General features: G+C 66.4%; 12 protein-coding genes and 1 pseudogene. 8 read left to right on the top strand and 5 right to left on the bottom strand.

All coding sequences use genetic code 11. From position 1 onward, the window contains the following. From VD972_RS11980 to VD972_RS11970, 3 genes are all read left to right on the top strand, one after another. A partial coding sequence (locus VD972_RS11980) for a hypothetical protein (protein ID WP_324985540.1) occupies window positions 1-352 on the top strand: 352 nt, incomplete at its 5' end. Between the two features lie 149 nt (window positions 353-501). Continuing rightward, on the top strand, window positions 502-1,158 hold the full coding sequence (locus tag VD972_RS11975) for a hypothetical protein (RefSeq protein ID WP_324985537.1): 657 nt from the start codon (window positions 502-504) through the stop codon (window positions 1,156-1,158). Window positions 1,159-1,342: 184 nt separating this feature from the next. Beyond that, window positions 1,343-2,281: a polysaccharide deacetylase family protein gene (locus VD972_RS11970; protein ID WP_324985534.1), complete on the top strand. Its 939-nt coding sequence runs from the start codon at window positions 1,343-1,345 to the stop codon at window positions 2,279-2,281. A 202-nt stretch (window positions 2,282-2,483) separates the two neighbouring features. Here the strand turns inward: VD972_RS11970 and VD972_RS45470 are convergent, their stop codons facing one another. Continuing rightward, window positions 2,484-2,828, bottom strand: a complete 345-nt coding sequence (locus tag VD972_RS45470; RefSeq protein ID WP_414654051.1) for a PLAT/LH2 domain-containing protein — start codon at window positions 2,826-2,828, stop codon at window positions 2,484-2,486. A 14-nt stretch (window positions 2,829-2,842) separates the two neighbouring features. Here VD972_RS45470 and VD972_RS11965 point away from each other — a divergent pair, with 14 nt between their 5' ends. Both VD972_RS11965 and VD972_RS11960 read left to right on the top strand, forming a co-directional pair. Further along, the gene (locus VD972_RS11965) at window positions 2,843-3,214 is read left to right on the top strand and encodes a VCBS repeat-containing protein (protein ID WP_324985531.1); all 372 of its coding nucleotides are present in this window, start codon (window positions 2,843-2,845) and stop codon (window positions 3,212-3,214) included. A 212-nt stretch (window positions 3,215-3,426) separates the two neighbouring features. Continuing rightward, window positions 3,427-4,056, top strand: coding sequence for a hypothetical protein (locus VD972_RS11960; RefSeq protein WP_324985527.1), 630 nt, complete (start codon window positions 3,427-3,429; stop codon window positions 4,054-4,056). Here the strand turns inward: VD972_RS11960 and VD972_RS11955 are convergent. From VD972_RS11955 to VD972_RS11940, 4 genes are all read right to left on the bottom strand, one after another. Next, entirely contained in the window at window positions 4,043-6,076 is a 2,034-nt protein-coding gene (locus VD972_RS11955) for a CHAT domain-containing tetratricopeptide repeat protein (RefSeq protein ID WP_324985525.1), read from the bottom strand. The genes VD972_RS11960 and VD972_RS11955 overlap by 14 nt on opposite strands. Before the next feature lie 23 nt (window positions 6,077-6,099). After that, complete coding sequence (locus VD972_RS11950; protein ID WP_324985522.1) at window positions 6,100-6,675, bottom strand: hypothetical protein; 576 nt, start codon at window positions 6,673-6,675, stop codon at window positions 6,100-6,102. A 368-nt stretch (window positions 6,676-7,043) separates the two neighbouring features. After that, window positions 7,044-8,450, bottom strand: a complete 1,407-nt coding sequence (locus tag VD972_RS11945) for an amidohydrolase (protein WP_324985518.1) — start codon at window positions 8,448-8,450, stop codon at window positions 7,044-7,046. A gap of 153 nt (window positions 8,451-8,603) precedes the next feature. Then, the gene (locus VD972_RS11940) at window positions 8,604-9,230 is read right to left on the bottom strand and encodes a hypothetical protein (RefSeq protein ID WP_324985514.1); all 627 of its coding nucleotides are present in this window, start codon (window positions 9,228-9,230) and stop codon (window positions 8,604-8,606) included. A 235-nt stretch (window positions 9,231-9,465) separates the two neighbouring features. Here VD972_RS11940 and VD972_RS11935 point away from each other — a divergent pair. The 3 genes and pseudogenes from VD972_RS11935 to VD972_RS11925 form a co-directional block, all read left to right on the top strand. Beyond that, window positions 9,466-9,573, top strand: a pseudogene (locus VD972_RS11935) (IS5/IS1182 family transposase); the annotation flags it as partial. 217 nt (window positions 9,574-9,790) lie between these two features. Beyond that, window positions 9,791-10,609: a DUF4440 domain-containing protein gene (locus VD972_RS11930; protein WP_324985511.1), complete on the top strand. Its 819-nt coding sequence runs from the start codon at window positions 9,791-9,793 to the stop codon at window positions 10,607-10,609. A 94-nt stretch (window positions 10,610-10,703) separates the two neighbouring features. Continuing rightward, window positions 10,704-10,956: hypothetical protein (locus tag VD972_RS11925; RefSeq protein ID WP_324985508.1), on the top strand; the 253-nt coding region annotated here is incomplete at its 3' end.

The raw sequence follows: 10,956 nt of genomic DNA, 5'->3' as shown, positions 1-10,956 counted from the left end.
CGAGCCGCTCAACACGATGGTGCTCTATGGCTCCCAGTGGGGTCGCGCCACGATCCACAACACCGGCGTCGGGCCGCTCCACATCAACAACCTGACCGCGTCTGGGCTCAGCATCCGGGGCATCACGCTTCCCGCGACCGTCGCGCCCGGCGCCACACTGTCGTGGTCCGTCGGCTGCATTCCGACCAGCGGCACCAAGCCGATCCGATCCTCGATGATCGCCTGGCATGATGGGGCCCCGCCCGGCATCCACTCGCTCTTCAGCATCACCTGCTACCACTACATCATCGTGGTCGACCCACCGGGGCCACCGACCTCCCCCTCCGCGGCTGCGGGAGCCTCGTCGCGCTGAGCGACTAGGCTCTCTCCGAGTCGGCGGTGCCCCGAGCGCCGCCTCTCTGGGGCTCCATCCACATCGACCGAACGCAGTCGCCCGGACGGGGCGGTTCGTGGTTTCTCGAAACAGGCGCTCGTGGCGTGCTCTCAGGAGCCCTCGCGCCGGTGACTCCGGCTGCGCTCTCGGCCTATTGTCGCCGCACCATGGATGCGTCTGCGATTGCCTTCCCCATCGCGTTTCTGCTGTTCCTCGGCGTCCTCTTCCTGTCCATGAGGAAGATGTTCCTGGTGGACGCCTCTCTGGACACCTGGGCCCAGGAACTGGGGCTGCGACGCGACGAAGATCTCCTCGAGGGTGTCATCCGAAGCGTGCCGGTACGGATCGCCCTGGAGCGGGACGACACCGACAGCGAGACGCGGCGGATTCTCGTGGTGAGCGCGGACATCCCCTGGGAGCTTCCCGAGTCCTTCACCGCCGCTCCCCGCCGGACGACGACATGGATCGAGCAGAACCTCGCCGATGACCTCATTCGCTCGGGCAATGCCGCGCTCGATGGGGAGTTCGTCTTCCAGAGCGGTGAGCCAGAGAAGGGGCAGCGGCTCGTCGAGGACCCCCGGGTTCAGCGGGCGCTCGGAAGGCTCATTGTCCCTCCGAAGGCGGGGTACGTGAAGAAGGGGCGGACCCATCTGGCCTACCGGGACGTCGGCCGGAGCACTGAGCAGCTCCGCAAGGATCTCGATGTAGTGGTGGATGCTGCGCTCGTGTTCGCGGAGGTCTGCTCCCACCTTGACTCCACCTCCCGGAAGAAGCACCCAGGCTGAGGACTTCTCGCTCTGTTCCGGCTTCGGTCCCCATGAGCGCCCGGCATACAGCCTGCGGGCGATCCGCCACTCCCAAGAGAGCCTGCAGTTCCTGGGGCCGTGGAACGCGCGGCGAGCCATGCCGCGGATCCCCCGGCAATCGCGCAGGTGCCCGCGATAGGTAAGTCTTGAAATCGAGGGCGCCATGAGACCTCTCCCGCTTCCGCCTGTGCGTTGGCACAGGCGAGGACTCGTTCTCTCGCTGTCTGTCCTGTCCTTGCTGCTGGGCCTGGCGTGCCAGGGATTGGGGGAAGTCCCCACACCGGAGGACTCGCTCCGCGAATCCGCCGAGGCCCTCATCCTCGCGCCCGGGCAGGTCATCGTCTCGCTCCACTTCGACGACAGCCTGGCCAGTCAGGCCGAGGCGGGCCCACTCCTCGCCGCGCGAGGGATGCGCGGCACCTTCTACGCCAACAGCGGGCGCGTGGGGACGCCCGGCTCTCTCACGTACGAGCAGCTTCGACAGTTCCAGGCCGCGGGTCACGAGGTAGGGGGTCATAAAATCTCCCATCCCCGCCTCACCACGCTCGGCGCGGCCGCGCAGCGCCAAGAGGTCTGCGGCGACCGGCTCGCCTTGTTGAACGCGGGGCTGCAGGTGAAGTCGTTCGCCTACCCGTTCGGCGATGCGGACTCGGGAACCCGCCAGCTCCTCATCGACTGTGGGTACAACTCAGGCCGGGAGTCGGGCGGCTTGCGAACGCCTGGCAGCTGCAGCAGCAGCCCCTATGCCGAGCCTGTCCCGCCCCGGGATGCGTACGCCATCCGCACGCACGGCTCGGTCACCCGAGACTGGACGCTGAGCTACCTGCAGAACCTGGTGCTCCGGGCCGAGAGCGCCGGCGGCGGTTGGGTGCCCATCGTCTTCCACCAGATCTCGCCGACGACGTGCTCCACCTCCGAGACGTATTGCATCTCGCGCTCCACGTTCATCGCGTTTCTCGATTGGCTGGCCCCACGCACCTCGCGCGGCACCGTCGTTCGCACCGTGGACGAGGTCATCGGCGGGCCGCCCCAGCCACCTCCAAGCGGGACTCCTCCCCCGCCCACCCAGCTGCTGATCAACCCCTCGCTAGTCTCGGAGTGAGCCCGGCTGTCTATGCGGGTCGAAGCGCGTGGAGGACGACACGCCCTCGCCCAGTGGACTGTCGACCACGAAGTTGAGGCGGCGGGAATTGAACCCGCCGCCCCATGCTGGCGAATCACCGGCAGCGCACCGAGGAACTCGTCACCTTCGGACGTCAGGCCGCATCCCCCAGGCTCTCGGGCAGGAAGAATCCCGGCAACCTTCAGAGAGACCGGGAGGCCCCTCTCATCGCCAGGACCCATGTGTTGAAGGTCGCTTGTTTGTACCGTGGGACCTCATTCGGATCGATCCAGTCGACCTTGATGCTCTGCAAGTGCCAGTCCGGGCCATTGCCTCTCGTGCTACGGTTGACACTCAGGGTCTGGGGCGTGCCGATGGAAGCACCGAGCAAGGTGACCTTGTTTGTCTGCCCCCGTTTGAAGAGCCCAGGGGGTGTTGCGTCAATCCGCGTTCCGACCTCGCCGTTGGTCCCTTTCAGCGAGAAGTAATCGAGTGCCGGTTCTGCACCGTCCAGACGTACACCATGCTGAAACTCTTGTTCCCTCAAGCGGGTGAGGAGCCGTGCGACGGTGGTTCTATCTCACCCTGATGGTGGTGGCTTCGGGAGGCAGCTCACGGCAACGCGGAGCTCAGCCCGTCTCGAAGCCCTCTGCCACACCCGCGGTTCCCTGTCAGCGGGTGGGCTTCCCGGGCCTGCCCCTGTCCGCAGGGGGAGATGCCCCGAGGATGACCCTCGCGGACGTGAACGGCGATGGCCGACAGGACGTCATCACCGCCAATACCGGCAACAACTCGGTGACTGTCCTGCCGGGAAACGGGGGAGGAGACGGGACGTTCGCAGACAAGGTGGACCACGCCGCGGGGTTCGGTTCCTCCTCCCTCGTCGCTGCGGACTTCAATAAGGACACCCCTTCCATCCTTCCTATGCTCTAAAGGCGCGGGGCTCGCCTCTTCCGGCTTCGGCTCTGCCCCCGCTTGGGGGAACTACAACAGCCGCCTGGCTTGGAGACCCTTCCGGATCATCAAGTGCTGACTGTCCCCGGGGGTGCCTCAGTGAGCATCGTGTGCATCATTTTCCAGGGCGCCGGCTCCATCCATGGGAGACGGGGGCTTGATTGCTGCCCGCTCTGTCCATGAGGGAGCCTATGAAGAAGCTCGTCTGGTGTCTCGCGGTGGTGGTTGCTGTGTCCGGGTGTGTGACTCCCGGGCAAAGGTATGCGGCCCTCAAGGAGGAGAGTCTCAAGGCGCGAACATTGGAGGAGGCGGTCAAGGCGTCTCCGCTGAGAAAGGTCAGGGTCGGCCGGGAGATCAAAACGAATCTCAACAAGCCAGACGACATCCTGCTCACGTCTGATGGGGCTTCTTCCGATTCATATTACGTTTCATATTATCAGCTCTACGCGTTCGCGGTCGTTGCCGGCAAGAGCTACACCCTCACCGTCAAGAGCTTTTGTGATTGTCTCGGATTTCAGAAGCTGATGCCGGTACCAGAGGCCTACGTCGTGGATGGCGAAGGAAGGCTCATCTCTCGAGTGCTCCAGCCCGTTCATCAGGAGGGGTTCAACGGCGGGTTGGAGGGTACGTGGGGGTTTACCGCTGAAGAGAATGGCCAGTACTTCCTTGTCCTCGCGGCGAACAATTCTGATCCAGGGCAGGTGGTCGGCGAGGTCGTGGGGTTCGTGTACAATCCAATTTCCAAAACGTCCAACGAGCTCAAGCTCCCCCTGCAATCGAGCACAACCGGCTCGATGACTTTTGAAATCAACGCGTTCTAGAGCCCCGCTCCTGCACGCGGAGCGGGGAATTCTGGCCCACGACGATGAAGGGCGCCCAGGCATGGGGGTGAGGCTGCGTCTGCCGCAGCGCGAGCATCGCCTGGCGCAGGGCCGTGGCGCGGCCCTGCCCCGCCAGGAGGTTGCGGTAATAGCGCTCCATGAGCACCCGTGTCGTCTCGTCGTTCACCTTCCACAGGCTCATCACCACCGTCTCCGCTCCCGCCGCGACGAAGGCCCGCCGCAGCCCGTAGACGCCCTGGCCCAGCTTGACGGCCCCTCGCCCCGTGTCACAGGCGGACAGAACGACTAGCTGGGTGCCCCAGAGATTCAGGCCGGCCAGTTCCAGGGCAGTCACCAGGGTGCTCTCAGGCAGGGGCCCGGCGGCACCTGGGGCGCTGGACGCGGGGGCACTCGCGCCCGCCAGGATGAGGCCGGAGCGAAGCAGCGGATCAGCGGGGGCCGCGGATCGGGCGTCCACCCCCAGCGCACCGAAGTGGCCCACCGCACGGGTGGCCTCCCGTGCGACCGTGTCCTCGAGGAAGAAGCCGTGGGTGGCCAGATGCAGCACGCCCGGGGCGGACAGGTGCAGCAGGCGCTCCTTGGTGGCCTCGGCGCCCAGGAGGAGTTCAGCGCGAGGAAACATGCGCTGGATAGCCTCGGCCTCCCCGCGGGTGCCAGGCAGCGGTGTCCAGGGCCCCCGGGCCACGTCGGCGCGCAGCGTGGAGAAGAAGCGCTCGACGAAGACGGAGCGCTCCTCCTGCCCCCGCGCCGTGTCCGGGGAGTTTGGGACTGGGACATGAAAGTCCGGGTCGGCCAGGACGACCACCGATTGTGAAGGCCCCACCGCGCGGGCGCGCGGCAGCAAGTCCTTGCCGGAGGTGAGGTACGTGAAGTCGTAGAGGTCCACCAGGTACTGGTGGCCATCGTGGAGCGCCGCGAAGGGAACGAGGTTCAGCTGCCCGTCCGGCGAAAGGAAGACGTTGCGGGTGTTGCCCAACAACTCCCTCAGGGGATGGAAGACCCGCCCGTGGAGTGCCCGGGCGGAGTCCAGGAAGGTCGCGTCGCGGCGGGCCATGGCATCCCGCATCGCCACGGCGGCGTCGTCGATGGGCGCGGCGGGTCCCAGGTCGAGGGCGCTGGTACGCCCGTTCTTGAAGAGGACCAGCACCAGGTAGCGCAGCTGCTGAGAGCGCCGCGGCTCCCGGGTACCGGGCTCGCGGAGGATCGAACGATCCGTGTAGGCGATGAATTCGACCAGGGCGCTGTCCGACGGGAGGGCCGACGCGACGCGGTCGACCATCTCTTCGGGAGGGGGCAGCGTGATCAGCGAGCGCAGGGGCGCCGATCTCATGGCCAGGCTCGCTTCGAGCGCATCGCCCTGCTCGGCGAGGGCCTTGAGGCGCTGCCGGTACTCGAGCGGGCTCAGCGAGCCGGGCCCCTGAAGCGACAGGCTGGCCAGCTGGCTGCGCAGGTCGCGGAGCCGCTCGAAGTCGCCACGGTTCCGATCACTCACGCGCCGGTAGATGATGCGCGAGGTGTCGGCCGTCTCCGCGACGGAGCGGCCCTTGCGCAGCAGCGCGGCGGTGAGCACCAGGCGCCGTACGTCCTCATCGTCCGGCTCAGCTCGAACCAGCTCGTAGAGCAGCTCCTCCTGGGTGCGCAGATGCGACATGAAGCTGGAGAGGCGAGACTCGGAGGAGTCAAGCGCCTCCCGGCGCAGGCGGAGCTCGGAGATGGCGAACGCGCGCCTGAACAGCGGCAGGGCGTCGTCCAGACGATCGTCGGCCACCCGCAGCTGAGCAAGGTGGTTGAGGAGATCGGCGATGGAGGGGTGGTTCCTGCCCTGAGTCGATTCGACGATCCCGAGCGCGCGCTCGTAGAGCGCCTCGGCCTCTTTGTAGGAGCCCAGCTCGTAGAGCCTTCTGGCCTCGTCATAGGCCGTCTGTGCCTCCTCCAGCCGGGCGTCTGGCGACTCCTGCCCGGCCGCGGGAGCTGCGGCACAGCGGAGGACAGCGACCATGATCCACGCGAGAGCCTTCCGCATTACAGCCTGCCGGCAATGCCCAGCGTGCCCCCCACTCCCTGCCGCGCCAGGGTCAGCACGGGAACGAACCGAGGCGCAGGGCGTGGAGAGCGCGACGCATAGTCCTCGGACAGCCAGGGCTTGGGCGCCGAGAGCTCATAAGCCGTGGTGGCTACAAGGGGGGTCAGGATTAACATGCCGACGACCATGGGTCCCACGGCACCACAGTCCCAGATGGCTTGGGTGTCGCAACCACTGGCCAGAAGGAAGCCCGTCCCGACAAGCAGTGGGGCCCCGAAGCCAATGAGGCTCCCCAACAGGGCGAAGCCAGCTCTGCCACGTCCGTCCAGCGCCCAGCCCGCGAACGTCACTCCCATGGCGCTTCCCACGATCCCGAGCGCCGCCGGGAGGGCTGCCTCCTTGAGCGTCGGGTAGTCGGAGATGGCCACCATCCCAACCACCACGCCTACGAGCCCTATCCCAAGCCCACTCAGGTATTCGATGTAGAGACGGGTGCCGATTCCATGATCGACGCTCTCTCCATAGGGCGTCGTGGCCAGCAGGTGGAAGCTCGCCTCCCGGGAGTCAGGGGACATCAGGGAAGCACCTCTCTCGAGCTGAGCGGGTACGGAGGCCTCCAACGTCAGGGGGTGGGAGGCCAGGACGGCGGTCAGGAGGAAGAGCATGTGCATATAGCACCCCTGATGGAGCCACAAAGGCAGCGGCCCCGTCAATGCGTCGGCAATGGCTGGCCACGCGGCGGGGTTCGAGGCACGGAACAGCGGCTCCGGTGGACGAGTACCTGCACCGCCCCGACAGTCAGCAGGGCGTCACCTCGTGGAACACCGGCGTCGGCAATGAGTGGGCGCTGGAAGTGGTCCCGTAAGGGGTGTGCAGCGTGACAGCACCGCCCGCCCGGTGTCTCAGGCGAGCCGTGCTTCCGCTCCAGTGCATCCCCTCGAACTCACGGAGCCTGACTCAGGCTGCGCAGCACCTTCTGCCGGTAGACCTCGGCCTGACGCGCGATCTCAGCGGTGTCCAACGTCAGGAGGCGGCGATCGCGCATGAGCACCTTGCCATCGACGATCGTGTGCATGACGTCCGAGCCATTCGCTGCGTAGACGACTGCGGACTCGACCGAGTAGACGGGCTGGGTCTTCGGCTCCGCGAGGTTGATGACGATGATGTCAGCGCGCTTGCCCGGCTCCAGCGTGCCGATCTTCTGATCGAGCCGCAGGACACGAGCGCCGCCGATCGTCGCCATCTCGAGGACCTGCCGGGCCGACAGCGCCTTGGGATCCTTCCGCGTCACCTTCTGAAGCCGCGCCGCGCTCGCCATCTCTTCGATCATGTCGAGGTTGTTGTTCGAGCCCGCGGGCCCGTCGGTTCCGAGACCGACGTTCACGCCCGCGCGAAGCAGCTCTGGCACCTGGGCGACTCCGGAGCTGAGCATCATGTTGCTCTCGGGGCAGTGCGCCACACCTGCGCGGCGGCTCGCGAGCGTCTGCACTTCGGAGTCCTTGAGCCACACCGAGTGGGCAGCGACGACGTCGGGGCCGAGGAACCCGAGGCTGTCGAGATAGGCGACAGGTGTCATTCCGCCGGACCGCTCCGCGACCTGCCGCAGCTCATCCTCCGTCTCCGCCACGTGAATCAGGATGGGAGCCCCGAGCTCCGTGGCGGTGCTGCGGACCTGCTTCAGGTGATCGGCTGACACGGTGTAGGGCGCGTGAGGAGCAAGCGCCGCCGTGATCAGGGGATCGTTCTTGAACTCCGCGGCAAATGCTCTGCTATATGCGATCGCCTCGTCCCACGTCTTGTTGTCGGGAGCAGGGAAATCAATCAGCGTTTCACCGAGCACCGCGCGAAGCCCCGCCGTGCGGGTCTCGCGGGCGATGTCTGCTTCGAAGTAGTACATATCGGCGAACGTCGTCGTACCGCTGGCAATCATCTCCGCGGCGGCGAGGCGGGTGCCCCATTTCACGAACTCCCGGTCGACGTTGTTCTTCTCCGCGGGGAAGATGAACTGCTGAAGCCAGTCCATCAGGTCGCGGTCATCCGCAATGCCACGAAACAACGTCATCGGAACGTGGGTGTGCGTGTTGACGAAGCCGGGAAGAACGGCCATCCCTCGAGCATCGATGCGATCCGCGGCAGTGTAGGCCGACGCGATCTGTGCCGTGGGCCCGACAGCCACGATGGCCCCGTCGCGCACGGCAACCGCTCCGTCGCTGAGGTTCGGGCCGACCATGGGGATGACGGTGCCGTGCTCGATGATGAGGTCAACACGCTCGGCGTTCTCTGACGCGGACGGCGTCGTGGCGCAGCCGACGACCAGTGTGAGAACCATCAGGACCAAGGGGTTGCGCATGATGTGACGTCTCCGAGTTGCAGTTGAGGGGATGGGTGCCATTGGGAGGCATCCCCTCACTTTCAGAGTAGGCAGGCAAGCGTCGCGTGCCTGGGGGAAAACCCTATGCTTCGCAAACGGCCCTCAGTACCGCCGAGTGCCGCTGTTCGAAGTCTAGAGCCGCCAGACGCGCAGGCCGTTACTGTGCGTCGCCGCGAGCAATTGGGCTCCGAGCGGGACGCGCCACCGGATCTCGCGCGTGCCGAGGTCGATCACGTGAAAGTGACCGTGGCCGATCGCGACCACGCTGCGCCCATTGGGCGAGAAGGCGACGCGCTCGGGCGCCGCATCCTCGCTCTTGTAGACCTGCTCGAGGAAGATGAACGGCGGCTCGTCGATCGCCGGATATGGGTCGCGCGAGATGGGCTTGCCTGCGCCCTTCGACACCCGCGCGGGCTTCGCGGACGTGGCAGCGGAGGTCTTCGGCGCCTTCGGAAGGAACGCCGGGTGCTCCCATCCGGGCAGCGCATCGTTCATGGCGCGAGCAAGATCGGCGGCGGCCGCCGTCGGCGAACCCTTGCCGACCATCTGCGCGAGCGGCAGCACGCCGACCTCACCGGCCTCGCCGCCACCGGTCCACCGACTGCTGATCCCGTCGACCTCGCCATACAGCGCGGTCAAGGTCTTGCCGAGGCCACCGTCGAGGAGCTCGTTCGCCTTGGCGAGGGCCGTCGCAGAGCACGGCTTGCCGAGTCTGGCCTCGGTGAGCTCGACACCCGGGGTCGCGCGCAGGCGCGTCACGCAGTCATCGATTCGTTGCTTCCAGGAACCCCCCATGACCGAACGTGGCATCGCGCGTATTTTGCAGCGCACCGACCACCACCAGCAACCAGCAGTCGATTTCGACTTCGACACATAGACGACCCTCGACCCTGAGCATAAGTGGGTCTGGGTCAACTTCTCCCGGGGAGCCGGGCCGAAGTCATCGAGGATGTTAGGCGTCGATGATCGAACTCACTCCGGCATCTCGCTGGTGCGGCGCACGACGAGGGCCAGCGGCTACGCGGTGAGCCAACGCAAACGCAAGCTCATTGAAGAGGTGTGGGGCTGGATGAAGACGGTGGGGGGCTTGAGGAAGACGAGATGCCGCAGAGTGGTCCGTTAAAAAGCCATTGGGGAGCACCTGGCACTGCCTCCGCGGCCTGCTCAGCGGGTCCCCGCAGGCGCCGCAGGCCTCCGGCGAGAGCGCGGGTCTGCGCCGCAAGTCTCCAAGTCGAGGGGCCGTGGCTGCCTGGGCTCGCTCGACGGCTTCCTCCCTACAGAGCTGCCCGTGCCAATCGTGACAGGTCCGGGAGGAGATCATGGAACAGGCACAGAGAGAGCGGGAGATCATCAACCTGGAGCACGCTTACTGGCGGGCCATCCAGGCGCAGGATGTCGACGCGGCGATGGAGCTGACGGATGAGCGCTGCGTGGTCACCGGGGCCCAGGGATACGCGAGCATCGAGCGAGACCAGTTTGCGCAGATGATGAAGAGCGAGCGGTGGAAGCTGCACCGGTATGAGCTCCTCGGCGAGCCCGCGGTGCGCTTCCTCAGCCCCGACGTGGCGGTCGTCGCGTACAAGGTGAAGGAGGAGATGAAGGTCGAGGGAAAACCGCTGACCCTCGAGGCCGCGGACGCGTCGACGTGGGTGCGCCGAGACGGAAAATGGCGGTGCGCGCTGCACACCGAATCCCTCGTCGGAGATCCCTTCGGTCGTGACCGCGTCTCGAGGGCGCCGACGGACGAGCCGATCGCCGCGCAGGACGCGGTCGCCAACCTCGCGGTGAAGGATCTGAGCAAGGCGAGGAAGTTCTACGAGGAGACGCTCGGGTTGAAGCCCGTCCACGAGGAGGGCGGCGAGGTGGTCGTGTACCAGAGCGGAAACTCGACCGTGAACGTCTACCGCTCGGACTACGCGGGCACCAACCAGGCCACGGCGGTCACCTGGACGGTGGGCAACATCGAGGAGGCGGTAAAGGATCTCCAGTCCAAGGGCGTCACCTTCGAGCACTACGACATGCCCGGCATGCGGCTGGAGGGCGAGATCCATGTCTCGTCCGGGATGAAGGTCGCCTGGTTCAAGGATCCAGACGGGAACATCCTGAACCTCATCAGCCCCGAGGGAAAGGAGCCATGACTCCGGCCTCGGCTCGCTGACCGGTCCCGGTTTCCAACTCTCGACGCCGATCCCGTACACGGTCGCGCCGGGCGCGAGCCAGAGTGTCGCGGTCGTGTGCGCGCCGGCCACGACCGGGACGCACACCGGCACGCTGACGCTCCAGCACGATGCCGGCGCGCCGGTCTCGATGGGCCTCACGTGCAACGCATTCGCTGGCCAGCTCGAGGTCGTCGAGCCGCTCAACACGATGGTGCTCTATGGCTCCCAGTGGGGTCGCGCCACGATCCACAACACCGGCGTCGGGCCGCTCCACATCAACAACCTGACCGCGTCTGGGCTCAGCATCCGGGGCATCACGCTTCCCG

This window comes from Hyalangium sp., assembly GCF_035629615.1.
Classification (GTDB): domain Bacteria; phylum Myxococcota; class Myxococcia; order Myxococcales; family Myxococcaceae; genus Hyalangium.
Note: the sequence above shows the minus strand (reverse complement) of the source record. Positions and strands in the feature narration are given on the sequence as shown.